22 protein-coding genes are annotated in these 26,496 nt (G+C 63.5%); 10 read left to right on the top strand and 12 right to left on the bottom strand.

Translation table 11 applies throughout. From position 1 onward, the window contains the following. Nucleotides 1-189: 189 nt before the first annotated feature. The 5 genes from lon to secA all read right to left on the bottom strand — a co-directional run bounded on the left by lon (nt 190) and on the right by secA (nt 8,942). Nucleotides 190-2,613: an endopeptidase La gene (lon, locus tag BN69_RS03930; protein WP_014890256.1), complete on the bottom strand. Its 2,424-nt coding sequence runs from the start codon at nt 2,611-2,613 to the stop codon at nt 190-192. Between the two features lie 243 nt (nt 2,614-2,856). Beyond that, complete coding sequence (clpX, locus tag BN69_RS03925; protein ID WP_014890255.1) at nt 2,857-4,122, bottom strand: ATP-dependent Clp protease ATP-binding subunit ClpX; 1,266 nt, start codon at nt 4,120-4,122, stop codon at nt 2,857-2,859. Between the two features lie 232 nt (nt 4,123-4,354). Next, nucleotides 4,355-5,575 (bottom strand): 6-phosphofructokinase, encoded by a 1,221-nt coding sequence (locus tag BN69_RS03920; RefSeq protein ID WP_014890254.1) that lies wholly within the window; start codon nt 5,573-5,575, stop codon nt 4,355-4,357. A gap of 81 nt (nt 5,576-5,656) precedes the next feature. Beyond that, nucleotides 5,657-6,103 (bottom strand): surface-adhesin E family protein, encoded by a 447-nt coding sequence (locus BN69_RS03915; RefSeq protein ID WP_014890253.1) that lies wholly within the window; start codon nt 6,101-6,103, stop codon nt 5,657-5,659. Nucleotides 6,104-6,119: 16 nt separating this feature from the next. Next, on the bottom strand, nt 6,120-8,942 hold the full coding sequence (secA, locus tag BN69_RS03910) for a preprotein translocase subunit SecA (RefSeq protein ID WP_041927142.1): 2,823 nt from the start codon (nt 8,940-8,942) through the stop codon (nt 6,120-6,122). Nucleotides 8,943-9,626: 684 nt separating this feature from the next. Between secA and BN69_RS03900 the strand changes: the two genes are divergently transcribed. Next, on the top strand, nt 9,627-10,043 hold the full coding sequence (locus tag BN69_RS03900) for a DUF1036 domain-containing protein (protein ID WP_014890250.1): 417 nt from the start codon (nt 9,627-9,629) through the stop codon (nt 10,041-10,043). Between the two features lie 18 nt (nt 10,044-10,061). Here the strand turns inward: BN69_RS03900 and BN69_RS03895 are convergent, their stop codons facing one another. Further along, nucleotides 10,062-11,033 (bottom strand): polysaccharide deacetylase family protein, encoded by a 972-nt coding sequence (locus BN69_RS03895; protein WP_244435032.1) that lies wholly within the window; start codon nt 11,031-11,033, stop codon nt 10,062-10,064. Between the two features lie 9 nt (nt 11,034-11,042). Here BN69_RS03895 and BN69_RS03890 point away from each other — a divergent pair, with 9 nt between their 5' ends. After that, nucleotides 11,043-11,474 (top strand): GNAT family N-acetyltransferase, encoded by a 432-nt coding sequence (locus tag BN69_RS03890; protein WP_014890248.1) that lies wholly within the window; start codon nt 11,043-11,045, stop codon nt 11,472-11,474. 2 nt (nt 11,475-11,476) lie between these two features. Next, nucleotides 11,477-12,460 (top strand): zinc-dependent alcohol dehydrogenase family protein, encoded by a 984-nt coding sequence (locus tag BN69_RS03885; protein WP_041927141.1) that lies wholly within the window; start codon nt 11,477-11,479, stop codon nt 12,458-12,460. 305 nt (nt 12,461-12,765) lie between these two features. On the opposite strand, the gene BN69_RS03880 is transcribed toward BN69_RS03885, so the two are convergent. From BN69_RS03880 to BN69_RS03865, 4 genes are all read right to left on the bottom strand, one after another. Continuing rightward, entirely contained in the window at nt 12,766-13,809 is a 1,044-nt protein-coding gene (locus tag BN69_RS03880) for an IS110 family RNA-guided transposase (protein ID WP_014889743.1), read from the bottom strand. A gap of 188 nt (nt 13,810-13,997) precedes the next feature. Beyond that, the gene (locus BN69_RS03875; protein WP_014890245.1) at nt 13,998-15,503 is read right to left on the bottom strand and encodes a bifunctional aminoglycoside phosphotransferase/ATP-binding protein; all 1,506 of its coding nucleotides are present in this window, start codon (nt 15,501-15,503) and stop codon (nt 13,998-14,000) included. A gap of 229 nt (nt 15,504-15,732) precedes the next feature. Next, nucleotides 15,733-15,981, bottom strand: coding sequence for a DUF2312 domain-containing protein (locus tag BN69_RS03870; RefSeq protein WP_014890244.1), 249 nt, complete (start codon nt 15,979-15,981; stop codon nt 15,733-15,735). Nucleotides 15,982-16,071: 90 nt separating this feature from the next. Then, on the bottom strand, nt 16,072-18,603 hold the full coding sequence (locus tag BN69_RS03865) for a DUF2235 domain-containing protein (protein ID WP_014890243.1): 2,532 nt from the start codon (nt 18,601-18,603) through the stop codon (nt 16,072-16,074). 205 nt (nt 18,604-18,808) lie between these two features. Here BN69_RS03865 and BN69_RS03860 point away from each other — a divergent pair, with 205 nt between their 5' ends. The 3 genes from BN69_RS03860 (at nt 18,809) to BN69_RS03850 (ending at nt 21,594) form a co-directional block, all read left to right on the top strand. Further along, nucleotides 18,809-19,252 carry an RDD family protein gene (locus BN69_RS03860; RefSeq protein ID WP_041926790.1) on the top strand — a complete coding sequence of 148 codons (444 nt, stop codon included), beginning with the start codon at nt 18,809-18,811 and terminating at the stop codon, nt 19,250-19,252. 85 nt (nt 19,253-19,337) lie between these two features. Then, entirely contained in the window at nt 19,338-20,081 is a 744-nt protein-coding gene (locus BN69_RS03855; protein WP_014890241.1) for an arginyltransferase, read from the top strand. 166 nt (nt 20,082-20,247) lie between these two features. Next, a complete protein-coding gene (locus BN69_RS03850; protein ID WP_014890240.1) occupies nt 20,248-21,594 on the top strand; it encodes a L,D-transpeptidase family protein in 1,347 nt (448 codons plus the stop codon). 10 nt (nt 21,595-21,604) lie between these two features. On the opposite strand, the gene BN69_RS03845 is transcribed toward BN69_RS03850, so the two are convergent. Next, nucleotides 21,605-22,024 (bottom strand): hypothetical protein, encoded by a 420-nt coding sequence (locus tag BN69_RS03845; protein ID WP_014890239.1) that lies wholly within the window; start codon nt 22,022-22,024, stop codon nt 21,605-21,607. Continuing rightward, the gene (locus BN69_RS03840; RefSeq protein ID WP_041926789.1) at nt 22,021-23,886 is read right to left on the bottom strand and encodes a methylmalonyl-CoA mutase family protein; all 1,866 of its coding nucleotides are present in this window, start codon (nt 23,884-23,886) and stop codon (nt 22,021-22,023) included. The genes BN69_RS03845 and BN69_RS03840 overlap by 4 nt, the downstream gene beginning before the upstream one ends. A 285-nt stretch (nt 23,887-24,171) precedes the next feature. Between BN69_RS03840 and BN69_RS03835 the strand changes: the two genes are divergently transcribed. From BN69_RS03835 to BN69_RS03820, 4 genes are read left to right on the top strand one after another with little or no spacing between them, the layout of a single operon-like run. Beyond that, complete coding sequence (locus BN69_RS03835; RefSeq protein ID WP_014890237.1) at nt 24,172-24,447, top strand: acyl carrier protein; 276 nt, start codon at nt 24,172-24,174, stop codon at nt 24,445-24,447. Further along, nucleotides 24,448-25,683, top strand: a complete 1,236-nt coding sequence (locus BN69_RS03830; protein ID WP_014890236.1) for a beta-ketoacyl-[acyl-carrier-protein] synthase family protein — start codon at nt 24,448-24,450, stop codon at nt 25,681-25,683. Then, nucleotides 25,673-26,068 (top strand): hypothetical protein, encoded by a 396-nt coding sequence (locus BN69_RS03825; protein ID WP_014890235.1) that lies wholly within the window; start codon nt 25,673-25,675, stop codon nt 26,066-26,068. Before BN69_RS03830 ends, BN69_RS03825 begins: the two co-directional genes overlap by 11 nt. Continuing rightward, on the top strand, nt 26,065-26,469 hold the full coding sequence (locus BN69_RS03820) for a MaoC family dehydratase (protein ID WP_014890234.1): 405 nt from the start codon (nt 26,065-26,067) through the stop codon (nt 26,467-26,469). The genes BN69_RS03825 and BN69_RS03820 overlap by 4 nt, the downstream gene beginning before the upstream one ends. Nucleotides 26,470-26,496: the final 27 nt, after the last annotated feature.

Below are 26,496 nucleotides of genomic sequence, written 5' to 3'. Positions count from 1 at the left end.
TCGCGAATCGCAGGAAAAGCAAGGCTTAGCGGCCGCCAAAGGCGCGGAACCGCTGGTTTTCCGGGGGAAATGGCGGCTCGGCGGCGAAATGCTCATGCAATCTGGGGGCTGCAGCGCGTATCCAGCAGCCCAAAGCAAAGAGCCCCGCTCGGAGGAGCGGGGCTCTTGAGGCGTCGAAGGCTCTAACGATCAGTGCGCGCGGACGCCGGTCCCGTCATCGTCGCTGACGGCGTGCTTGGCGATCGCGGCGGCGTCTTCCCGCCATTCGATCGGCGTCGGCTGGGAGATCAGCGCATGCCGCAGCACCTCCTCCATGCGCGCGACGGGCACGATTTCCAGGCAGTTCTTCACCGCGTCCGGGATTTCCGCCAGATCCTTGGCGTTCTCCTCCGGGATCAGCACTTTCTTCAAGCCGCCACGCAGCGCCGCCAGCAGCTTCTCCTTCAAGCCGCCGATCGGCAAGACGCGGCCGCGCAGCGTGATCTCGCCGGTCATGGCGATGTCGCGCCGGACGGGAATGCCGGTGATGATCGAGACGATGGCGGTCGCCATCGCCACGCCAGCCGACGGTCCATCCTTGGGCGTCGCGCCTTCCGGCACGTGCACATGGAAATCGCGTCGGTCGAAGACCGGCGGTTCAACGCCGAAGTCGACTGCGCGCGAGCGCACATAGGACGCCGCCGCGGAGATCGACTCCTTCATGACGTCGCGCAGGTTGCCCGTCACCGTCATCTTGCCCTTGCCGGGCATCATGACGCCTTCGATCGTCAGCAATTCGCCGCCGACCTCGGTCCAGGCGAGTCCGGTGACGACGCCGACCTGATCTTCGAGTTCGGCCTCGCCATAGCGGAACTTCGGCACGCCGAGATAATCAGCGATGTTCTCGCTCGTGATGAGGATCTTCTCCTTCTTCTTAAGAAGGATTTCCTTCACCGCCTTGCGCGCGAGGTTCGAGAGTTCGCGCTCCAGATTGCGCACGCCCGCTTCGCGCGTATAGCGGCGAATGAGGGTGAGCAGCCCGTCGTCGGCGATCATCCATTCGTCGGGCGAAAGGCCGTGCTTATGCACCGCGCTGGGGATGAGGTGCCTGCGCGCGATCTCGAGCTTCTCATCTTCCGTGTAGCCGGCGATGCGAATGATCTCCATGCGGTCCATCAGCGGCGCCGGAATATTGAGCGTATTCGCGGTCGTCACGAACATCACATTCGAAAGGTCATAGTCGACTTCGAGGTAATGGTCGTTGAAGGTCGCGTTCTGCTCCGGGTCCAGCACTTCAAGCAAGGCCGACGACGGATCGCCGCGGAAATCCATGCCCATCTTGTCGATCTCGTCCAGGAGAAAGAGCGGATTGGACGTCTTCGCCTTGCGCATCGACTGGATGATCTTGCCGGGCATCGAGCCGATATAGGTGCGCCGATGGCCGCGGATTTCCGCTTCGTCGCGCACGCCGCCGAGCGACATGCGCACGAAGTCGCGGCCCGTGGCCTTGGCGATGGATTTGCCGAGCGAGGTCTTGCCCACGCCGGGCGGGCCGACGAGGCAGAGGATCGGTCCGGTCAGCTTGTTGGCGCGGCTTTGCACGGCGAGATATTCAAGGATGCGCTCCTTGACTTTCTCGAGGCCGTAGTGCTCGGCGTCGAGCACTTCCTCCGCCTGTCCGAGATCGCGCTTCACCTTGGAGCGCTTGCCCCACGGGATCGACAGGATCCAGTCAAGGTAGTTGCGAACGACGGTGGCTTCGGCCGACATCGGCGACATCTGCCGCAGCTTCTTGAACTCGGCGAAGGCCTTGTCGCGCGCTTCCTTGGAAAGCTTGGTGTTCTTGATGCGCTCCTCGAGCTCGGCGAGATCGTCCTTGCCGTCCTCGTCGCCCAATTCCTTCTGGATCGCCTTCATCTGCTCGTTGAGATAGTATTCGCGCTGCGTCTTCTCCATCTGGCGCTTGACGCGCGTGCGAATGCGCTTCTCGACCTGCAGGACCGAGATCTCGCTCTCCATCAGCGACAGACATTTCTCGAGGCGGCGCGCGACGCTGACCGTCTCGAGCACGTCCTGCTTCTCGGCGATCTTCACCGACAGGTGAGACGCGACCGTGTCGGCGAGCTTCGAATAGTCGTCGATCTGCGTCACCGCGCCGACGACTTCGGAAGAGACCCGCTTGTTGAGTTTCACATAGCTTTCGAATTCGGCGATCACCGATCGGCCAAGCGCTTCGACCTCGACCGGCGAGGCGAGATCGTCGGCGACGACTTCGGCGTCGGCTTCGTAATAATCGTCCGCGCGCGTATATGTGCGAACGCTGGCGCGCGCGACGCCTTCGACCAGCACCTTCACCGTGCCGTCGGGCAGCTTCAGAAGCTGCAACACCGAAGCGAGCGTTCCAATCGGGTAGATCGCGTCGGCCGAGGGGTCGTCGTCGCCGGCGTTCTTCTGCGTCGCCAGCAGAATGAGCCTGTCGGATTTCGTCACCTCTTCGAGCGCGCGGATGGACTTCTCCCGCGCGACGAAGAGAGGGACGATCATGTGCGGGAAGACGACGATGTCGCGCAGCGGCAGCACCGGATAGCTTTCGATGGTTCCGGGCATGACGGCGTCTCGCTTTTCGTTCGACATTCTTTTTGTCCTGTCCTTGACGCGTCCCGCTAAAGCGGCGGCGCGAGTCCGCAGGGCGACTTTGGCTTTAGGCCGCGATACGGTCGCCCGCCGATTTCGCGCCGGTTAAAGACCGCCGGCGAATGCGCCCGACGGTCCCGTTAACGGAAATGGTTACGCGAACAATCGATTCAAGGCGCTGCGGCGCCCAAGCTTAAACCCGCGTGCGTCGCCGTCGCCACATCTTCGCTTCGCCTACGGGCGTCAGGCGCTCGCGCCGCTTTTTTCGCTGCGTTCGGAGTAAATATAGAGCGGGCGGGCTTTGCCCTCGACGACTTCCGGTCCGATCACAACCTGTTCGACTCCTTCCAAACCCGGCAGGTCGAACATCGTGTCTAGCAAGATTCCTTCCATGATCGAGCGCAGGCCGCGGGCGCCGGTGCGCCGTTCGATCGCCTTGCGCGCGACGGACGACAGCGCGTCGTCCTGGAAGGTGAGCTCGACGTTTTCCATCTCGAAAAGTCGCTGATACTGCTTGACCAACGCGTTCTTAGGCTCGGTCAGGATTCGCTTGAGGGCGTCTTCGTCGAGATCCTCGAGCGTCGCAATGACCGGGAGGCGGCCGACGAATTCGGGGATGAGCCCAAATTTCAGCAGGTCTTCGGGCTGCACTTGCCTAAAAATGTCGCCGGTGCGCCGTTCGTCGGGCGACTGCACGGTGGCGGCGAAGCCGATCGACGTGTTGCGCCCGCGGGCGGAGATGATCTTTTCGAGTCCCGCGAACGCGCCGCCGCAGATGAACAGGATGTTCGTCGTGTCGACCTGCAGGAACTCCTGCTGGGGATGCTTGCGACCGCCCTGCGGCGGCACCGAGGCGACGGTGCCCTCCATGATCTTCAGGAGCGCCTGCTGCACGCCTTCGCCCGAAACGTCGCGGGTGATCGAAGGATTGTCGGACTTGCGCGAAATCTTGTCGATCTCGTCCACGTAGACGATGCCGCGCTGGGCGCGCTCGACATTATAGTCCGACGCCTGCAGAAGCTTGAGGATGATGTTTTCGACGTCCTCGCCGACGTAGCCCGCCTCGGTCAGGGTCGTGGCGTCGGCCATGGTGAAGGGAACATCCAGGATGCGCGCCAAAGTCTGGGCCAGCATGGTCTTGCCGACGCCGGTCGGTCCGATCAGCAGAATGTTGGACTTCGCCAGCTCCACGTCGCCATGCTTGGTGGCATGGTTGAGGCGCTTGTAATGGTTGTGGACCGCCACCGAGAGAACGCGTTTGGCTTGTGACTGTCCGATGACATAGTCGTCCAGAACCTTACAAATCTCGCGCGGGGTCGGAATGCCGTCGCGCTGCTTGACCAGCGAGGATTTGTTCTCCTCGCGGATGATGTCCATGCACAATTCGACGCATTCATCGCAGATGAACACCGTCGGTCCGGCGATGAGCTTACGCACCTCATGCTGGCTCTTGCCGCAAAAGGAGCAGTAAAGCGTGTTCTTGGAATCGCCGCCGCCGACCTTGCTCATATTGCTCTCCTATCGGGCCGGACTGCCGGGCGAATCTGCCCGAACACCTGTGTAACCGGCGCCAGACTAACAAAAAGTGGAAGCGGCTGGCGTGTCCGTTTCCCATCCAGTTTCGGTCGTCAGCGACGAGCGCCCGAGAACCATGACTAGTTAGTGTATTTTACACGACGACCAAATTGCAACCTTCGCTGGAAACTCTATTGAAGCAAGAAAGGCGCCCTCGCCGGACGGCTCAGGCGGTCAGTATCTTGGGAACCCGATTGAGCCGCAAGCGATAGGCGTCCGGCATGCCGCTCCCGAGCAAGGGGCGCAGATACATCCGGAAGGCGTCGGTGACGTCCGTGCCGCAGGGGCTAATATATTCGTCCGGCATCACTTTTGTCTTCGCGGCGATTTCTTCAAGCGGCGTCAAGTGGTAGTCGACCGAATAAAAGCCGGTCCGGTGGATCGTCACCGAGCCGTCGCGGTCGCCCCAAATGGCGTATTGCACCGCCTTTTCGCCGACCTCGCGCGCCTCGCGCTGGTCGACGTCGGAAACGCAGCCGACGAAGCTCCTTTGCACATAGCCGAACGTATCGGCCCGTACCCGCTTGAATCCGAGCCGTTCCTTCACGAGGCGGGTGAGTTCGTCGGCCAGCGCGCCGCCGCCCAGATGCACATTGCCGTGGTCGTCGCGCTCCACCGCCTTGGCCAGCTTTTCGGCGATGGGGGTGTGGTTTTCGTCGCAGACGCCTTCTGACGCCGCAACGACGCAGCGGCCGTATTTCGCCATCGTCGCCTTAACGTCGGCGAGGAATTTGTCGACGATGAAGGCGCGCTCCGGGATGTAGATGAGATGCGGGCCGTCGTCGGGGAATTTCTTGCCGAGCGCCGAGGCGGCGGTCAGAAAGCCGGCGTGCCGGCCCATGACGATCGCGATATACACTCCGGGGAGGGCCCAATTGTCGAGATTGGCGCCGGCGAAGGCCTGCGCCACCCAGCGCGCCGCCGAGGGGAAGCCCGGCGTGTGGTCGTTGACCATCAGATCGTTGTCGATGGTTTTTGGAATGTGCACCGTCCGCAGCGGATAGCCGGCGCTTTGGGCCTCCTGCGAGACGATGCGCACCGTGTCCGAGGAATCATTGCCGCCGATATAGAAGAAGCAGCCGATCCCATGGGCGCGCAGGACGCGGAAGATTTCCTGACAATATTTGAGGTCCGGCTTGTCGCGCGTCGAGCCGAGCGCGGAAGACGGGGTGCAGGCGACGAGTTCGAGATTATGGGTCGTCTCCTGCGTGAGATCGACGAAATCCTCGTTGACGATGCCGCGAACGCCGTGGAAGGCGCCGTAGACGCGCTCGACCTCGCGAAATTTGCGGGACTCCAGCACGGCCCCGACGAGCGACTGATTGATGACGGCGGTGGGGCCGCCGCCCTGAGCGACGAGCACTTTAGAAAAATCAATGGCGGTCACGACAAGCTCCTGGAAACCCGCGGCGGCCGCTTGCCCGCGAACGCGGGACGGCGGCGCTTCAACCGCGTTGCGCTTATATTCTCAGGCGCCAGACGGTTCAAATCGATCCGACCGCTCATCCGAGGACCTGCTCGCGCAGACCTTGGCGAAGAGTCCGTCATAATAGGGCGGAACCGGCGACCATTCGTCCTTCGGCGGATAAGGCTTGGTGATCCTTCCTTGGCCCATCTGGCCCTGGCGCCAGCCGCCGCCCTCGGACCGGTATTTCCGATTGGCGCAATCGAGCGACACTTTTTCGATTTCCGACAGCCCCTTTTCGGCAAGGCCGAATGCGGCGGCTTTTGGCGAGGCGGCGTCGTAATCCGTCAGCGCGTCGACCGTGACGATTCCGTCGGGCGAGGTCCGACGCGAGCCGGGGTCCATGTAGACTGTCGAGAAATCGTCCTTGGAGACCTGCACCCATTCGACGCTTGCCGATGCGGAAGACGCCAGCGTCGACAGGAGAGCCGAGACGCTGATCTTCCACATCGCTGTCCGCCTCGGCTTAGACAAGAGCGCCGTGGCAGTGCTTGTATTTCTTACCTGAGCCGCAAGGGCAGGGCTCATTGCGGCCGACCTTGCCCCAAGTGGCGGGATTGGACGCGTCGCGCGCAGTGGGCGCTTCGCTGACCGCGAGCCCGCGCGCCGAGAAATCGACCCCCGCGAGACGCGTATTGAGTTCATCGAGCGCAAGCTGCTGTCCGCCGCCGATCAGCGCCTCTGGATTTGGATGCGACATTTCCATCGGCGGCAGCTCCGGCGGCGCGGAGGGCGGAGCCTCAAAGGACACTTCGACGCGCATCAGCTGCGTGGTCACCGTTTCGTCCCACCGCGTCATCAGGCTCTTGAAGAGCTCGAGCGCTTCGGACTTGTACTCGTTGAGCGGATCGCGCTGCGCCATGCCGCGCCAGCCGATCACCTGCCGAAGATGGTCGAGCGCGATGAGATGTTCGCGCCACAGCGTATCGAGAGACTGCAGGACGACCTGCTTCTCGATCATGCGCATCAGCGGCTCGGTGTTCTTTTCGACGCGCTCGGCGTATGCGGCGTCGGCCGCCTCCAGCAGACGCTCCTTGAGCTCCTCGTCGGCGATGCCCTCTTCCTTCGCCCAGTCGGCGACCGGCAGATCCAGATTGAGCTTCGTTTTGACGTCCGCCGCCAGCCCGTCGACGTCCCAGGCCTCGGCGTAGGCGTCATGGGGGATGTGCTGCGACACCATCGCATCGATCACGTCGGCGCGCATGTCGGCGGTCTGCTCCTCGACGCTCTCCTCATCCATGATTTCCAGCCGGCGCTCGAAGATCACCTTGCGCTGGTCGTTCATGACGTTGTCGAATTTGAGGATGTTCTTGCGGATGTCGAAGTTGCGCGCTTCGACCTTATGCTGCGCCTTCTCGATCGCCTTGTTGATCCACGGATGGACGATCGCTTCGCCCTCCTGCAGGCCGAGCTTCACCAGCATCGAATCCATGCGCTCGGAGCCGAAGATGCGCATGAGGTCGTCCTGCAGCGACAGGAAGAATTTCGAGCGGCCAGGGTCGCCCTGGCGTCCGGAGCGGCCGCGCAGCTGATTGTCGATGCGCCGGCTCTCATGGCGCTCGGTGCCGATGATGTAGAGGCCGCCGGCGGCGATCGCCTTCTCCTTGAAGTCCGCGACCTCCTCGCGGATTTCCGCTTCCTTCTGGGCGCGCGCATCGCCTTCGAGGCCGGCGCATTCCTGCGACACGCGCATCTCGACGTTGCCGCCCAGCTGAATGTCGGTGCCGCGGCCGGCCATATTGGTGGCGATGGTGATCGCGCCGGGCACGCCGGCTTCCGCGACGATATAGGCTTCCTGCTCGTGGAAGCGCGCGTTGAGCACCGCGAAAAGCTTCGACGGCTTGCCGGAACGCGCCGCCTCATAGAGCTTGGTCAGTCCCTTGGGATCGACGAAGTCGATCATCGTATAGCCCTGCGCGAGCAGGAATTCCGCCAGCTGCTCCGACTTTTCGATCGACGTCGTGCCGACGAGCAGCGGCTGCATCCGCCCGTTCGCGTCCTGGATCTCGGCGGCGATCGCGCCGAGCTTCTCCTTGGACGTGCGATAGACCTCATCATCCTCGTCGAGACGGCAGACGGGGCGGTTCGTCGGAATTTCGACCACGTCCAGCTTGTAGATTTCGGCGAATTCATTCGCCTCCGTCGCCGCCGTGCCGGTCATGCCGGCGAGTTTGCCGTAGAGACGAAAGTAATTTTGGAAGGTGATGGACGCGAGCGTGACGTTTTCAGGCTGAACCTGAACACGCTCCTTCGCCTCGAGCGCCTGATGCAGGCCTTCCGAATAGCGGCGGCCCGGCATCATGCGGCCGGTGAATTCGTCGATGATGACCACCTCGCCCTTGCGGACGATGTAATCCTTGTCCTTCTGGAAGAGCTTATGCGCGCGCAGCGCCTGGTTGACGTGGTGCACGAGCGTGACGTTGTGCGCTTCGTAAAGCGCGCCTTCGGTCAGCGCGCCGGCCGCGGTCAGCAGCTCTTCCATATGCTCATTGCCGGCGTCGGTCAGATGAACCGTGCGCTGCTTCTCGTCGAGTTCGAAGTCGTCGGCATTGAGCTTGGGGACCAGCCTGTCGATCGTGTTGTAGAGATCGGATTTGTCGTCGATGGCGCCCGAGATGATGAGCGGCGTGCGCGCCTCGTCGATGAGGATCGAGTCCACTTCGTCGACGATCGCGTAATTATGTCCGCGCTGAACCATCTGCGAGAATTCATATTTCATATTGTCGCGCAGATAGTCGAAGCCGAATTCGTTGTTGGTGCCGTAAGTGATGTCGCAGGCGTAGGCGGCGGCGCGATCCTCGTCCATGAGGTCATGCACCACGACCCCGACGCTCATGCCGAGAAACCTGTAGATCTGCCCCATCCATTCGGAGTCGCGCTTGGCGAGATAGTCGTTCACCGTGACGACATGGACGCCTTTGCCGGCGAGGGCGTTGAGATAGACGGCGAGCGTCGCAACGAGAGTCTTGCCTTCGCCGGTGCGCATCTCGGCGATCGCGCCTTCATGCAGCACCATGCCGCCGATGAGCTGAACGTCGAAATGGCGCTGGCCGAGGGTGCGCTTGGCCGCCTCGCGCACCGTGGCGAAGGCGGGGACGAGGAGATCGTCCAGCGTCTTGCCGGCGGCGAGCTCTTCGCGGAACTGGCGGGTTCGGTCCTTCAGCGCCTCGTCGGTCAGCGCTTCGACGTCCGCCTCCAGGGCGTTGATCGCGTTGACCTTCGGCGCGTAGGTCTTGAGGCGGCGGTCGTTAGCCGTGCCGAAAATCTTCTTGGCGAGTGCGCCGATCATCCTTGCGAACCTTTCTCCCGAGCAGCGTCTGCCGCCTTCTCGGCGCGCCGGGGAACGGCGGCCGGCGGAACGTCGCATAAGGCATGAATAACATCCGCCTGCGACGTCGCGCCAACGGCGGAGCGCCGAGATCGACGCGGCGTTTCCGCCGGAGAGATAAGAGCCGCCGGAAACCTTGTCAATGTAAGGGATTTGGCGACGCGGCGCCATGAGGATCAGGGCTGACCCCCATCGCCTGAGGGCAAGCCAAACGGACGTTGACGGCGGCGAGCGTCAGGCCTAGCGTCGCTTGATCAATCGTTTTTTTGTCGCGCGTCCATATTCGGAACAGAATTTAGGAGGTCCCATTGGCAAGCCCTCATCGTTGGCTTATCGCCGCGCTTAGCGCCGCAATTTTTCTTGGGAGCGCGACGGCGGAGGCTCAACGCCGAACCCCGTCCGACGCCGCCGTGAGCCCGACGGAGCACTTCGGCGAAAAGGCGCCTCTCAAGGAAGAACCCGCGCCGCAGAGAAAGAAGCCCGTCTCCGGGGAGGAGGACGCCCGGCCCGGCGTCGGCGAAGTTTCCAAAGAGCCGCAAGTTCCCACCAAGGCGCGGTCCATCCGCCTCGATCCCGCGGCCCAGCCCACGCCCAAGCCTTAATTTTTTCGATCGCGTCCCGCGCATTTTCGCAGGGGAGGGGACCATGCGCAGATTTTTGATCCTATTGGCCACGCTCAGCATCGTCTACGCGCCGAACGCCGCGCAGGCCTGGTTCAAGTTCCGCAATAAAACCAGCGCCACGGTCTGGGTGTCGTTTCTCTGGTATTCGCCGGGCTGTTCAGACGGCGGCGACTGGACGAAAAAGGGGTGGTGGAAACTGGAGCCCGGCCAGATCAAAACCGTTTTCGGCGGCGACCTCCAGAGCGTTAATACTTATTATTATTATTACGCCGAATCGAGCGACGGGACGAAGTGGAGCGGCCCCTTCAACATTTGCGTGCCGCCAAGCGCCTATGAGTGGTGCATCAACACCTGTTGCTCGCCGACATGCCGGACGGTCGGCTTCCGCGAGAAATACATCGGCAGCTACAACAACTACACAGTTAATCTCGTCAAATAGGCTCAACAAATAGCTGGCTCATGGCGCCTCATTGATCGGGCGCAGGGGCAGCGGCATCGCGCCGGTCCGCATCAGCCGTGAAAACAGCTTTATCCCGATCGGCTCATTGCCGTTGGGATGCACGAGCACGATCGAGCCCGGGCGTGGCCTTAGGCCGAGCGCCAGCCAGGAGTCGGCGCCGAGCGGGATGAGATGCCGGCTGCGAACGGTCTCCAGCAGCGCGGCGTCGGCGACGAGTCCCGGAAAGCGAAAAAATACCGACGGCGTTTCGCCTTGGGCGATGATGAGCTTTTCCGTCTCGAAAATCTCGCGAGCGACGTCCACGCCCGGCCGCAGGAAGTAATTCCGCGCGTCCGGAAGGCGGCGAACATAGGGATGGCTGTAGGAATGATTGGCCCAGACGATGTCGAGCGCGCCGCCGCGCGCCTTCTCGCGCAGCCAGGCGAAATCGGCGCCGTGGCGGGCGATCCAGCCGCCGGAGACGGCGAGCATCACGGGCGTGCGCGGCCCCTGCGCCGCGAGTTCCTCGAAAAAGGCGCGGTCCAGCGGCTTGCGGCTCGGACAGAGGTCGCCGGTCACAAAGGCGCCGCCGCCGGCGCCGTGAATTAGGCCGGCGTTGACGAGCGCCGGCGGACGCGTCGGATCATCTGGCGGATGCAGCGCCTGGAGATAGCGCGTCTCGGCCTGCGCCGCATCGCTTGTTTCTTCGCACCGCCAGCATGCCGCGCGCTCCAGCGACGTCTGCAGTGACTGCGGATCGACGGTGAGGAGAAGGGGCGTTCCGTCGACGCTCATGCGCCGGACGGCGAGTCGCAATTCGCCGCGGCCGTTGGCGCAGCGTTCGAAGACCGGCGCATAATCGCGCACCCGCGCGCCGGTCGGCGCGGGCCCTGGCGCGATGTCGACGGGCGCGCAGTAGTCATCCTCGCCGCGGGCCGTTGCGGCGCAGGCGACGCAGGCCCACACTAGCAGGACGAGGACGGGTCTCACGATTCGATCATGATCAAAGACGACGAGATTGAGAAGATCGGTCTGTCGATCGAACCGACCGAGTCGGCCGAGCTTGCGGCGAGGCTCGGCGAAGAGATTGCGATTCGGTTCGGGCCGCGCGACGAGGCGCCCGTCTGCATCGTCGCGCGTGATCCGGAGGGGCTTCTCGTCGCCGGCCTGAACGGCGTGTCGCACTGGCGCTGGTTCTATATTCGCCATCTGTGGGTCGAGCAGTCTCAGCGCGGGCGTGGCTCGGGACGCCGGCTGATCGCGGAAGCCGAGCGGATCGCCAGGGAGCGCGGCTGCGTCGGACTCTATGTCGACACATTCGATCCGAAGGCGTCCGCCTTCTACGAAGCTCTCGGATTTACCCGCGCGGGCGAAATTGAGGATTTTCCGCCCGGTCATGCGCGGCTTTTTTTCAGAAAGCCGCTGCCATGACGATGTCGGCGATGGTCCTGCCGGCGCCCCATGCGCCGCTCGTCATGGAGGAGCGGCCGATCCCGTCGCCCGGCGTCGGCGAGTTGCGGCTCAAGATCGAGGCTTGCGGCGTTTGCCGCACCGATCTTCATGTCGTCGACGGTGAACTGACCCGGCCGAAGCTGCCGATCGTTCCGGGCCACGAGATCGTCGGGCGCGTCGACGCGATCGGTTCTGGCGTAACCGGCTTCTCGCTTGGACAGCGGGTCGGCGTTCCCTGGCTCGGCCATACCTGCGGACATTGCCCCTACTGCGCGAGCGCGCGCGAAAATCTGTGCGACGATCCGCTCTTCACCGGATACACGCGCGATGGCGGCTATGCGAGCCATACGATCGCCGACGCGTCCTACTGTTTCCCGTTGCCCGAGATCGGCGATCCGGCGACGCTCGCGCCGCTGCTGTGCGCGGGCCTCATCGGCTGGCGCACGCTGAAGATGGCGGGGCCGGCGGACGTAATCGGCATTTACGGCTTCGGCGCCGCCGCGCATATCATCGCCCAGGTCGCGATCGCCCAAGGCAAGCGCGTGCATGCCTTCGTTCGGCCCGGCGATCAGGCGGCGGCCGATTTCGCGCTGTCGCTCGGCGCGGCGTCGGCGCAGGATTCCGACGCGCCAGCGCCGGAGCCGCTCGACGCCGCGCTGATTTTCGCGCCGATCGGCGCACTGGTTCCGCGCGCGCTCGCCGCGACGAAGAAGGGCGGCGCGGTCGTCTGCGGCGGCATTCACATGAGCGACATTCCGAGCTTCCCCTATGCGTTGCTCTGGGAGGAACGGCGGCTGCTTTCGGTCGCCAATCTCACGCGCGAAGATGCGCGCGAGTTCCTCGCGCTGGCGCCAACGATTCCGCTGAACATGCATGCGACGCGCTATCCTCTGGCGCAGGCGAATGAAGCGCTCGCCGATCTGCGCGAGGGCCGGCTGCAGGGCGCCGCGGTGCTGATTTCATAAGCCGTGATCGCTTTATCGCGCCACAATGATTGGCGCTTGCGAATTGTCATATGTGGACGGCCCCGCTTGGCAAGCGGTTTTTTGTCGGCGCGGTGAACCTGGTGGCGGGTTTCGGTCATATGTCCGGCCTTTTGGCGCGGCGCGTATGTCCGCTGGCCCTGATGAAGTTCGACTGCGAAGGCTCCTGATCATTCCCGCGAGCTTTGTGCACGTGACACGTAGCGGAGTGTCCTTCGTCGTCGTTTCCGACCCTGTCGTTCATCACGTCGATGTTTCGCCCTCGCCAAACTGGATGGTTCGAACGGTTACGCCATCGAGGGCTTCCCTGCGCGCGCCATGATCTGGGTTCGGAAGGCCTCGCCGGTCGTCATCATGGCCCAGATGATCCGCGCCAGCTTGTTGGCGAGCGCGAGGCTCACGAGCCGCGCCGGCTTCCTGGCCAGGAGGGCGACGAGCCAATCGCGCAGAACGCCGTTGCGTTTGCCGGCCACGCGCAACAGCGAGGTCGCGCCGAGCGTCAGCAGCTTGCGCAGATAGCGGTTGCCCTGCTTGGTGATGGCGCCGAGCTTTTCCTTGCCGCCGCTGGAGTTTTGCCTGGGCGTGAGGCCGAGCCAGGCGGCAAAGTCGCGCGCGGATTTGAAGACGCTGGGGTCCGGGACGCTGGCGACGATCGCCGTGGCGACGATCTTGCCGACGCCGGGGACGCCGGCGAGCAATTTGCTGATCTCGCTTTGCGCATGGACGTTGGCGATCTCTTTATCGAGCGCGACGATCGCGGCGCTGATCGCCTCCAGCTGCTGGACGAAAATCTTTACGGTCGCCTTGGCGATTTCTGGAAGCGTCGCGTCATTCTTGGCTTTTTCCAGCAGTTCGCCCGCATGGCCGACGCCCTTGGCGGCGACGACGCCAAACTCCGCGAGATGTCCGCGCAGCGCATTGACGCTCATGGTGCGCTGCTTGACCAGAAGCTCGCGCGTCTTGTGCAGCATCAAGCTCGCCTGGTTCTCGGCGCTTTTGATCGGCACGAAGCGCATGTCTGGCCGCGACACGGCCTCGCACACCGCCGCGGCGTCGACCGCGTCGTTCTTGCCGCGCTTGACATAGGGCTTGACGTAAATCGGCGGGATCAGGCGCACGTCATGGCCCATGGCGCGCAGTTCGCGTCCCCAATAATGCGCCGAGCCGCAGGCTTCCATGCCGATCAGGCAGGGCCCCGCCTCGGCGAAAAAAGCAAGAAAACCATCCCGCCGCAGCTTGCGCGTGACGGCCCGCCCATCCTCGCTCACCAGCGCGTGAACTTGAAAATACCGCTTGCCCAAATCAATCCCGATTCTGATAAACTTCTTCATGGACGGCCTCCCTCTCTGTGGCGCTCCGGCGACCACGTCTTGGCACTTTAGATGCCGTTGAGGCGGGGCCGTCCACCCCATCATTCCCGGCGGGCCGAAGGCCTGACCGGGAATCCAGAGCAATGGCACGAGTGATGGGTTTCATTCTGGATTCCCGATCGCGCGCATCGCGCACGTCGGGAATGGCATCACAGCTTGGCGGTTTGCGATGACGACTTCAAAGCATTCTCAATTTCGGCGGCGATCGTCGCCGTATCTTTCGACGCGTCGATCTTGAGCCAGTCGATCTCGTCCGTCGTTTTTTCCATCTGCGCTTTAAGCACGTCGCGCGTGGCGTCGGACACGTCGTTGACGCGCGCATCGACGCGCGCCGCGCGCCGGTCGAGATCGAGATCGAGCCAGACCCCAAGGAACGGCGCTTGCGCACGCTCCGCCGCGGCTTTTATCGCTTCGCGATCTTGCGGACGGTCGAAGACGGCGTCGACGATGACCGGCCAGCCGCGCGCGGCCGTCCGCGCCGCAGCGTCGAACATTTCCTCATAGACCTTCGCCGATACGGCGCTTGCATAGGCCTCTTGCGGCAGACGCGCGGTCGGCGCGACGCCGAACAGCCGTTTGCGAATGCGATCGCTGTTGATGACTCGCGCGCCGGGCGGACATCCGACGACGGGCGCAAGCGCCGCGGCGACGCTCGATTTTCCCGACCCGCTGAGACCGCCGATGGCGATGACGGCGGCTTTGGCCGGCGCAAGCAGAGTCATCGCGAGATCGAAATAGAGGCGCGCGCGATCAGCGTTTTGTTGCGACGCCTCGACATGCGCGCGGATGGCGGCGCGCAGCGCCATGAAGAACGGCAGAAGCGGCAGGCCATCCGTTTCGTCGCGCGCATCGAGATAGCGGTTGAACGTCAGACTTGCGAAAGCGGATGCGCCGATGCGCCATAGATCCATCAAAAGAAAGCTGACGTCGTACAGCACGTCGATCGTCGCAAGTTCCTCGTCGAATTCGAGACAGTCGAAGAGCGTCGGGGCGCCCTCGAACAGACAGATGTTGCGCAGCGTCAGATCGCCGTGACAACGGCGCACCTTGCCCTGCGCCTTGCGCGCGTCGAGAAGCGCTGATTGCGCATCGAGGGCTTCGTCGAGGCGCGCGACAAGCGAATCGATGCGCCCGGCGCTCGCCGCCGCCGCGTTGCGCAAGCTCAAAGCCGTGTCGTCCAGAATTCGGCGCATCGCCGCGGCGCCGCCCTTTTCATCGTTCGGCGCCGCCGCGTCATGAGTCTTCGCGATCAGTCGCGCGAGCGACTCCACCGTGTCGCGCGTCAGCCGACCTTCCTGTGCGACCTGTTCCAAAAGGTCGCCGTCGGCGAAGCGCCGCATGACGACCACCGCGTCGATCGTCTCGCCTGCGCCGTCGAGCGCCAGACTGCTGTCCGCCTCGCGGGTCACGCGATGCGCGCCGAGATAAAGTTTTGGCGCGAAGCTTGTGTTCAGCGCCGCTTCACGCTTGCACATCTCCCATCGGCGTCCGGGCGTCGAGAAGTCGAGATAGGGAAAGCGGACCGCCTTCTTCAGCTTATAGGCATGGGTTCCGCAGAGCGCGACGATGGAAATGTGAGTCGTGACGATCCGCTCCGCGCCGCCCTCGAGCGCGGCGAGAAAGCGCACGACTTCATCTTGCGCGCCAAAATCCATTTTGCGCCTCGATTTCGCCTCGCCGAACGCCCGCCCTATGACGGCCAAGCCTTCCGACGTCGGGAATCCGCTTGAACGGTTCGGCTGTCATTTCCGACGCGCGCAACGCGCGCGATCGGGAATCTAGGGGCAAAATCAAACGCGCTTGTTGTGACTCTGGATTCCCGGTCAGGCCTTTGGCCTGCCGGGCATGACGCGACCCGAGCGGAGTGATCAGCCGGAATCCGGATTATTCCATGCCGAGCGCGGAAAGATAGAGGTCGAGGATTTCCTCCTCCTCCTGCCGCTTGTGCTTATCCAAACGCCGTATCGACACGATCTTGCGCATCACCTTGGGGTCGAACCCGGTCCCTTTCGCTTCCGCGTAGACATCCTTGATGTCGTCGCTGATCGCACGCTTTTCCTCTTCGAGCTTCTCGATCCGCTCGATGAAGGCGCGCAAATGTCCGCCGTCGACGGCGTTGCTGTCCATGTGCATTTCCCGAAGCTGCTCCGGGCGGGCAGGGGCGCGCGCCGGCTGGCGGGAGCCTTGCGAAATCCAGTCGCGCTCGTCAAGGCGGCGCGGCCACTAATCCCCGAATTCCGCAGGTAGAGGTTCGATTTTTATCTGCGCCTTGCCGACATTATTGCCATAGGTGTGGCGGAGACTGCCATCGGGGTTCTCCTGACCGAGCATCGCTGCGACCGGAATGAAGCCCGTGTAGGCGTCATTGACATAGAAGAAGAGTTCGCCGTCCGCCGGCGACTTGAAGCGCACGGTCATGTTATTCTTCAGCGAGCCGTTGACGAAGCGAAAGTACGGCTCTCCGGGAATAAGATCGAAGCCAGTTGGACCTACTTGGAGAATCGGTTTCATCCATGGCTCGCTTATCACGCGCTTGATCCCGAGCCCCATCAGAAAAAAACCGATTTTCTGGTCAAGTGAGAGTTCGTCGTGCTTGAGGCCGCCGAGATTTGCCGGGAGTGTCGCATCTTTCCAATCTTGCTCGATCGTGAAAGTCGCGGCGTAATAGCGGCCTTTTTCCAGTCTGTGGCCCGTAGCGGTGCAGGGTCGATCAACAAAAAAGTCGAAAGTCGTTTCTTTTGACAGGCCTTCGATCGTCGAGGAGCTTTGACACACCTCCCCTTGAGAGGCGCGGTAATGGAAATAGAGGCGATCGAGGAGAAAGAGAGCGGCCAGAGCGACCACGGCGAATAAAGCGCTGGGCGCCGCGACATTGGAAGCGAAATGCCAAGCGCCATTCGCGGGCCTCGAATTCAATAGGACATTGGCGAGTGGATCCCAAAACCGACGGGCGAGCACGCCTTGCGACGGACGCTTCGTCATGTGCCACGCAAAGCGGGAGCGATCGGCGATCGTGCGTCTCAGACGCCCGCCCCACCAGAACGTTACGCTAAAAAGCAGAAGCAACAGGCCTGCGCCAAGCGGGTATTGTCGAAAAGCGTCGAGCCATGGCGACAAGAAACCGGGAAGGTAGCCGGCCACAAAGCCAACGATCCAGTCAAAAAACCTCGTAAATGGATCACTCAGGTCGGGCTCTCGTCGCTCGAGCAACGGCATCAATAAAAGCAGGATGAGCGACCAGAGGGTGACCTGATAGGAAACGCGTCGCCAAAAGACTGCGCATTTGACGAGATCGAGCGCCTCCTGTGTCGGCGGCTTCAATCTGTCGACAAGTTCCGCCAGCCCAGCCATTCTCGCACGTGTTCCGGCGTGTTCGCCATTTGCGAATCTGCCTTGGCGTGCCCCCGCGTCCGCCGTGAAATCAATAAACGCCTTGGGGCGTCCAGTATTGTCGACGACATCGAACTGCTGCGGAAGCGCGATTGGCGCATAGCCTTCAAACCGCAGCGCCATTCTGTAGATCACACTCTCATGGATCAAAGGCCGCGGCGCCGGAACGGCAGCTATCGCCGCAGAGCCCTTCTGGCGTTTTCTTAGCGTTAGCTGACGGGCTTGTTTTAAAATCTCGGGAATATCCCGGGGCTTGTACCGATAGAGCGCATTCAGCCCGCTGCGCGAATCGTAACTTTGTCCAAAGGCGGTCGCTTTAGCGACGACGTCTTTCCTAAAGACGTCGAGAAAAACCACGCCCTGCTTTTCCGCTTCGATCATTATCCAGCGCAGAGGCAGAATCGCCTGGCTATCGTCGGGATATCCGCCTCCGACGTTCGCATGCACGCCGGCGAACCAGATTTGCTGACTACGTTCGCAGACGTCCTGATGAGCCTTTTCTTCCGCCTCCTCTCGGCTCATTCCGCTTTCGACGAGCTTGTCGATGATCTCACTGCGCTGACGTGCGGCTTCGTGACGCACGTCGGCGTCGTCAAAAGGGATTGGAGTGAATGCGTCGCGCTCATCGTCAATCGAAAGAGCGTGACGTGTAACGCGGACGATTGGCAGCAGGTCGTAACTGCTGAAGGTCAGAGGAAAGATGAATTTGTCGATGAAGACCCGCAGCTCTTCGACCGGCATGCCGTAGGCGCCGACCGTGTCCCACAAGCCTAGAAAGTCGATCGCATCGACTTGACGATTCTTGTCACGATCGTAGCGGTCCTCGTTGCGGTCGAGAAAGGGGATGACGAGTTTATCCCGAAACCAGCGCCAAACATTCTCCACGCCGAGAACGGTGTGAAAATTCCGTGCTCGGAACTGCTGATAAGCGCGCTCGGCAAGCCTATTGAGTTCCGCCTCCGAATCCGCTTTGAGCGGAAGGCCTTCAGAAGCCACGAGGCCGATGAGCACGCGGATGGTGAATGCGCCGCGGCTGAAGCCAAAACAGGCTATCTTAGGAGGATAAAGTTGTCCGCCAGACGTTTCGCTGGGGGGCAGATCCAGCGTCTGCATCGCGTCGCGGTAATGACGTGTCAGAAATTTGTACAGATCCAATACATTACGTTTCAGTCCGAAACCGAAAGCGCCGGTGATGGCGGCGAGCCAGCGATGCTGCGATGAGCCCACGCCGTCGTCGTAATAGGCTATCTGCCCCTTATCCGGCGTCATGTCGAGCGCAGCATACAGTCGAAAGACGTTAGTTTTAAAAGGTGACGACGAACTGTTGCCTGTGCCGTCCGAAAAAAGGACGATCGTCTTAAACATTTTTTGCTCCAAAGGACTGGGAAGGCAAAAGAGGAAGTTACGCTCGCGGCCCTGGCTGACGCAAGTTCAATTTGCGTGTGCTGTCGCCGCAACTATTGTTTTCGGCACTTGAAACCCCGCCCACCGCGGCCGATCTTTGGCGGGCCACCAGAAAGGCCGTAAATTGATGACCGAGCGGGATCCCTTTTCCAGTCGTGAGCGCCCGATGGCCCCCATCGGAGCGCGCGCCGCGCCTTACATTCCGCCACAGGCGCTGGAGGGCGTGCGGACGCGCCGCATCATCGCCGTCACGCTCGATCTTATTCTTGTCGCGGGCATGTCGGCGGCGCTGTTCGTCGCTCTTTTCATCCTCAGCGCCGGATTGTCGGCGTTCATCCTGCCGCCGCTGTTCCCGATCGTCGCCTTTTTCTACAATGGCCTGACGGTGTCGGGGCGGAGAATGGCGACGCCCGGCATGGCGTTCATGGACCTGGAGATGCGCACCATGGACGGAGACCCGGTGCCGTTTCTGCAGGCGGCCGTCCACGCCGTGCTGTTTTATGTCACCTGGCTATTCCCGCCGCTGCTGCTGCTCTCGCTGTTCACCAGCGACAAGCGCTGCCTGCACGACATGCTCGCGGACGTCATCGTTTTACGGCGCTCGTCTTAAAATCCGCAACTTCGACGCCGCAAATCTCCCTTGGCGCGCGCCGCGTGGGCGCTCTAGATTAGTTTTGGATCTGGGATTTTAGAGCGTGACGAAAGAGCCGCGCGACGCGCCGCAATTCTATCTGACCTCTCCGGCGCCGTGCCCCTATTTGCCGGGTCGCGAGGAGCGGAAGGTCTTTACGCATCTGATCGGGCTGCGCGCGCCCGCGCTCAATGACACGCTGACGCAATCCGGCTTCCGTCGCTCGCAGACCATCGCCTACCGCCCCGCTTGCGAGCAGTGCCGAGCCTGCGTGTCGGTGCGAGTCAAGATCGACGAGTTCACGCCGTCGCGCGGCATGCGGCGCATCCGCCGGCGCAACGCCGAGCTTGTCGCCGAAACACGGCCGGCGCGGGCGACGCCTGAGCAATACGCTTTGTTTCGCCGCTACGTCAGCGCCCGCCATTCCGACGGCGGCATGGCCGACATGAGCATGATCGACTATCAGATGATGATTGAAGACAGCCATGTCGACACGCGGCTCGTCGAATATCGTCTCGCCCAAGGCAATGGCGAGATCGGCGCGCTCGTCGCCTGCTGCTTGACGGACCGGCTCTCCGACGGGCTGTCGATGGTCTATTCCTTCTATGAGCCTGAACTCGAGCACAGATCGCTCGGCGCCTTCATGATTCTGGACCATGCGGAGCGCGCCCGCGCCTTTGGTCTGCCGCATGTATATCTGGGCTATTGGGTCGAAGGTTCGCGCAAGATGGAATATAAGTCGCGCTTTCTGCCTCAAGAGCGCCTGGGCATAAGCGGCTGGGTCCGCGTGGACGAGCGGCAGAATTAAGAGCGAAGACTTGGCGGCGGCCGTTCGCCGCGCTCCGGCAGGCCACAAAATCGCCGGACTATTCGGGCCTTGTTAACGCCGAAGATGCACAACTCGATCGAAAGAGCCGGCGCGGTCCTCTAGGCGGCGTCGTCTTTCGGCTTGACCGCCGGAGCACACTTCGGCGATGCGATTGGAGCGATCTGTGCGAAAATCCGCAATTTTCCAGTTTTCCCGCTGCGCCGCGCTCGTCCTTGGCGCGGTCGCTCTCACGCCCGCCTCAGCCGCCTGGGACCAGGACGGGCAGGCGGAGTGGGCGCAGCGCTATGACGCCGACGCCCGCCTGACCGTCTCGCGCTCGACGACCCCCATACTTTCGACTCAGACGGTAGCCGCCACGGAAGCGGCGATCGAGCGTTTGCGCGAAATCGCCGCTGACGGCGGCTGGCCGCAGGTGCCGGCCGGCCAGCAGCTGAGGCTGGGCTCGAACAGTCCGGTGGTCTCAGCGTTACGCCGCCGCCTGATCATCTCCGGCGACATTGGGGCTGAAACCGGCGCGAGCCCGGTGTTCGACTCCTATGTCGAAGCGGCGGTGCGCCGCTTCCAGGCGCGCCACGGCATCATTCCGACCGGCGTCGTCAATCAGCAGACCATTCAGGCGATGAATGTGCCGGCCGAGACCCGGCTGAAGCAGCTCGAGACCAATCTGGTGCGTCTGCGCAGTTTTTCGCACGACCTCGGCAACCGCTACGTCACCGCCAACATCCCGGCCGCTTCGGTGGAGACGGTCGAGAACGGCGAGGTCGTCACCCATCACATGGCCGGCGTCGGCAAGATCGACCGCCAGTCGCCGGTGATGCAGACCAAGGCGATCCAGGTCAACTTCAATCCGTTCTGGACCGTGCCGGCCTCGGTGATCCGCAAGGATTTGATCCCGAAGATGCAGGCGGATCCAAACTATCTCAGCGCCAATCACATCCGCGTCTACAGCAAGGACAATCAGGAGCTGCAGCCCGAGCAGATCAATTGGCGCTCGCTCGACGCGCTCAATTTCCGCTTCCGACAGGACATCGGCGGAGATTTCAACTCGCTTGGCGTCGTGCGCATCGACATCGCCAACCCCTACGGCGTTTACATGCACGACACGCCCGCTAAAGGCGTATTTGGCGACGACTTCCGCTTCGTCTCGTCGGGCTGCATTCGGCTTCAGAACGTTCGCGACTACGTCGCCTGGCTGCTGAAGGAGACGCCCGGCTGGGACCGCGACCATATTGACCAGGTGATCGCCTCCGGCGAACGCGTGGACGTCAAGATCACGCCCGCCGTGCCGGTCTACTGGGTCTATATCACCGCGTGGGCGGCGCCGGACGGCGTCACCCAGTTCCGTGACGACATCTATCAGCGCGACGGGCTCGGGCTGCGCTCAGCCGCGGATTCGGCGGCCTCGACGGTCGTGCAGGCGGCGCGTCCGATGCGCGGCGATGGGCAGTTCCCGATCGACGACGACAGCTACTTCGAGGAGCGTCCCCGGTAATCGCGGCGCGCTATTGCGACGCCGCGTCGCTGCGCGTGGCGCGCCAGGTTCCTCCGCAAAGGTCCGTCGACGACGACCAAGGGCCGGAGCCCCTGCCGCCTCGCAGCGTTCCGTGGAAGCGCACGACCCGCTCGCCCTCGCCGGTGAATCGCGCGACGATTGTGCCGTCGTCGTCGACATAGCCCCAAAATGAGGCAGCCGGCCCCGGCGCGGCCGCGATTTTATTGCCGACGATGTCAAAGGACGGCGGAATGAGACTGCGACACTCCCCGACGGTCGTCGTCGCTTCGATGTTCCATCTGCCGCTTGGATCGCCGACGGGGCCGGTCAGCGCTTGTTCGTTCTCCGGCTTCTTTTGGCTCCGCGGCTGTTTGGCGGACGCTCCCTGGGCTGCTACGCACGCCGCAAGCGCCAACACAAGAATTCTCATTTGGCCTCCGAAAGCGCGCGCCGCAGCGCGCCATGCATGTCGCAGCCCGCGTAGATGAACTGCGTCACGCCCGCATGACGCAGACGCTCCTCGAGTTCGCCCGGCCGGCCGGCGAGATAAAGCCCAGCGCCTGCGCCCTTTAGCGCCAGCGCCGCCGCTTCCGCCGAGTCTCCGTAGATCCTGTCGGACGAACAGAGGCAAGCGAGTTTGGCGCCACACGCCCGGTAGGCGTCGACCAACTCGGTCATCGACTCGGTTTCGGGCCCAAAAACCGCTTCGACGCCGCCGGCCTCGAAGAAATTCTTGGCGAAATTCGCCCGCGCCGTGAATGCGGCCACGGGGCCGAGATTGGCGAGAAAAATCTTCGGGCGATCGCCCAATTCGGCGAGGCGGACGTCCGACTCGTCGCGCAGCCGCTCGAAGGGCTCGGCGAGACGGCTTGGCGCGAGCGGAGCGCGCGTCAGCGCGCCTTTTGGCGGGTCAACGGTCTCAGCCGCAGCGTCATAGGGCGCGAGAACGTCGAGCGCGCCCTCGTGAATGTCGGGAAACTGATTTGCGCCGATGAGCTTATCCTTGGCGCGCGCGACGTTCTTCGCCCGCAGAGCGGCGGCTTCGGCGACGCCCGCCTGAAAGACCCCCGTCTCCAAGGCGTTGGGGAGGCCGCCGCCGGCCTCGATCTGCTGAAAAAGGCCCCACGCCCGCGCGCACAGCGCGTCTGTCAGCGCCTCGAAGCCGCCCGCGCCGCGCGTCGGATCGTCGACGGCGTCGATATGGGATTCGTCCTGCAGCACGAGCTGGGTGTCGCGCGCCAGCCGCCGCGCGAAGTCGTCGGGGGCGCCGAGCGCCTGGGTGAAGGGGAGGACAGAGACGGCGTCGGCGCCGCCGATCGCCGCCGAGAACGCGGCGAGCGTCCCACGCAAAATATTGTTCCAGGGGTCGCGCCGCGACATCATGCGCCAGGCGGTTTCGGCGAAGACCAGCGCCGGCTTGGGAGAGAGGCCGCAGGACTCCTCAACGCGCGCCCACAGGCGCCGCGCGGCGCGGAATTTGGCGACGCCCAGCAATTCGTCGGCGTCGGCGCAGAATCGGAACGCGATGAGGCCGCGCGCGGCGTCGAGGTCGACTCCCGCGTCCGCCAGCGCGCGGAGATAGGCGAGCGCGGAAGCAAGCGCGAAAGCCAGCTCCTGCGACTCAGTCCCTCCCGCCGAATGCACGACGCGGGCGTCGGCGACCGCGGTCGCGTAGACGAAGCCGGCGTCGGCGGCCGCCTTCACCTCCCGGGCGAAGTTCTTGGAGGCTTGCGCCCAGGGCTCTGCGGCGAATCCGTGCCGCGCCTGCGCGCCCAGCGGATCGAAGCCCATCGACACGCGGGTGAGCGACGGTTCAATATGTTGGCGGTCGACGAAACGCATGAGCGCCTGCGCGGCGCCGGGCGCGCGCGGCGAAGAGTCGAGCGTCAGCGGAATGCCGTAGTCGAGGCGAACATTGGCGAGCGCGTGAGCGATGGCGTCATCGTCGTCGCCGACGAGACCCCCGCCATAGGCGCCCATCGAGCCGGCGAAGACGAGATGCAATCCGTCGGCGCCGCCGTCGAGATCCTGCAAAGCCAAGCGGTTGGCGACGTCAGCGTTGGGGACGTCGACGCGCGCGAGAATCGCCCAGCGGCCGGGGTTTCTGCGTAGAACCGGGACGGGCGCGCCCGCGGCGCGCGCGTAGATGGGCTCAATGGAAAGCCCGTCATAGCTCTTGGAGACGAGCGTATCGAAGGACGCGCCCTTGAGCGCCCGCTCAACGAGGACGCGCCACTGCGCGTCCGTGGCCTGCGGAAAGACCCCCGCCAACGCCGTCTCCTGTCCCGTCATTTTCGCTGTCGCCCTCCGTTGTTTCGCGCGGCGTTTTCGCATGAAGCGCTCCGCCGGGCCACTGCAAATCCGCCGAGAGCGCGGCGGGCTTTATTTTCGAGGCCAAACGCCTTAACCAGTGCCGACTGCGCCCGAGGGCGGGAAAAGGGGCGCTGGAGCGGAAGAGCCGGCGGCGGGCGTTCTGGCCACGCGCTCCGATCTAAGGGCGTCGGATCGGCGCCGCGTCAATGGGTCGCGCGAGCGCGGGTCGTCGTCGGCGGCGAGGAGCCTGAAACGGAGGGATTCGTGACTGATAATCCGCAGGACAAGAATCAGCTCGTCGACGAGATCATCGAAGTGATCGCGTCGGAAGGCATGGTCGACAAAAGCAAGATCACCCCCGACGCGTCAATCGAGAGCCTCGACCTCAAATCCGTCGACATCGTTATGATTCTCACGGCGCTCGAGGAGAAGTTCAACGTCTACATCCCCATGGACGGGTCGCTGCAGGAAGCCAAAGACGTCAAAAGTCTGATCGAGGCGATCGCGGACCACATCCAGAAAGAGCGCGAGAAGCAGTAGATGGCATTCTCGCGAGCGCGGGCCGAGGGGCGCCGCGTCGTTATTTCTGGCATGGGCGCGGTCTGCGCCTCTGGAGTCGGCGCGCAAAAGCTATGGGAAGCGGCGCGCGACGGCGTCGCCCAAATTCGTCCGCTCAAGACGGAGCGCCCGTACGACGGGCGCATCAAGATCGCGGCGCAGGTGCCCGACTTCAATCCCGCCGACTACATCGAATCCAACGTTCTTCCGTTCTGCGATCCCTTTACGCAGTTCTGCATCGTCGCCGCCGACGAAGCGGTGGCGCAGGCGGGTTTCGGACGCAAGGACGTCGCCGGGCCGCGCACGGCCGTCATCATCGGCTCGGGCATCGGCGGCATGACGACGATCGAAGACGGCATCTACCGCTATTATGTTGAAGGAACGCGGCCGGAGATGTTGAGCGTTCCCAAGCTCATCCCGAGCGCCGCGCCTGCGACGCTGGGGATGCGCTATTCTTGTCTCGGCCCGACATTCGCGATCGGCAGCGCCTGCTCCTCGGCGTCCCAATCGATCGGACTTGGCATGCAGATGATTCGACAAGGCCTTGTGGATAAGGCGATCGTCGGCGGCGCCGAGGCCTGCGTCATCAACGCGACGATCCGCGCATGGGAGGGCCTGCGCGTGCTGAGCCCGAACTTGTGCCGACCTTTCTCCAAGGGCCGCAACGGCATGTCGCTTGGCGAAGGCGCGGCGGTTTTCGTCCTCGAAACGGAGGAGGCGGCGAAAGCGCGCGGCCACGCGCCCCTGTGCGAACTCGCCGGCTATGGCACGACGAGCGACGCCAAGGACCCCGTGCGGCCGGATCTTGAAGGCGCGTCGAATGCGATCGCCCTGGCGCTCGAAGACGCGGGAATGGCTCCGCAGGAGATCCATTACGTCAACGCGCACGGCACCGCGACCCACGCCAACGACATCACCGAAGCCGAAGCGATTCTGCGCGTGTTCGGCGATTATGGACGGGTCGTGCCGGTGTCGTCGACGAAACCAATTCACGGCCACGCGCTCGGCGCCAGCGGCGGCCTGGAGCTCGCCATCACCATACAGGCGCTGCGCGAACAGATCGCGCCGCCGACCATCAATTTTCTGGAGGCCGATCCCAAGTGCCCGCTTGACGTCGTCCCGAACGCGGCGCGCAAGCACAAGATCGACGCCGCCATGTCGAACTCCTTCGCTTTCGGAGGGATCAACGCCGTGTTGATCCTGCGTCATGCAGTCTGACCGGCCGCTTGCGCTGGGGCCATTTCGGCTGCGCGTCGATCCGGCGCGCGCCGCGGCCTATGCGCAGGAAACCGGCGGCGACGGCGCGAGCGTTCCGCTGGCCTATCCGGCGATCTGGCTCGCCGAGCCTTCGCTTTTTTCCGCCGTGCGCGACCTCTGCGACCAGCGCGACGTCGTGCCGGTGCATGAGTCGCAGAGCTTTTCCTATGACGCGCCCCTCGTCGCGGGCGAAAGTTATGATTTAAGCGTCACCATGAGCAGCGAGGAGACGCCGCCGCGTCTGACGATGATCGGGACCGTCGCGACGCCTCAAGGCGAGCCTTGCGCACGGATCGAAACCATATTGCGGCTCGTGCCGCGCGCGGGATTTGGGAGCGCGTCATGAGCGAACCCATCAAGGTCGGCGACAAACTGCCGGAGACCGTCATTGGCCCCTTCGACGCGCCTTCGCTCGCGCGCTACGCCGAAGTCTCGGGCGACGCCAATCCATTGCATCTCGACGACGCCGTGGCGGCGGCGATCGGGCTCGCCGCGCCGCCGGTGCATGGCATGAAGCTTCTGGCCGCGTTTGAACCGATGCTGAGGGCCTGGCGCGGCGACCTCGTCATCGCCTCCATAGCGGGAAAGTTCGTGCAGCCGATCCTGCGCGGCGAGACCGTCAAGCTGTCGGGGCGCGTGCTGCGCGCCACCGAAAACGAGATTTTCGTCCGTCTGGTGGCCTATGGCGCGGCGCGGGCGCCCGGCATCGTCGGCGAAGCGACCTTGCGGCCGAGGCCGGCCACATGAATGATCGGCTGCGCCGTGGGGCGGGGC

The organism is Methylocystis sp. SC2 (assembly GCF_000304315.1).
GTDB lineage: Bacteria > Pseudomonadota > Alphaproteobacteria > Rhizobiales > Beijerinckiaceae > Methylocystis.
This window is presented reverse-complemented; position numbering and strand designations above follow the sequence as displayed.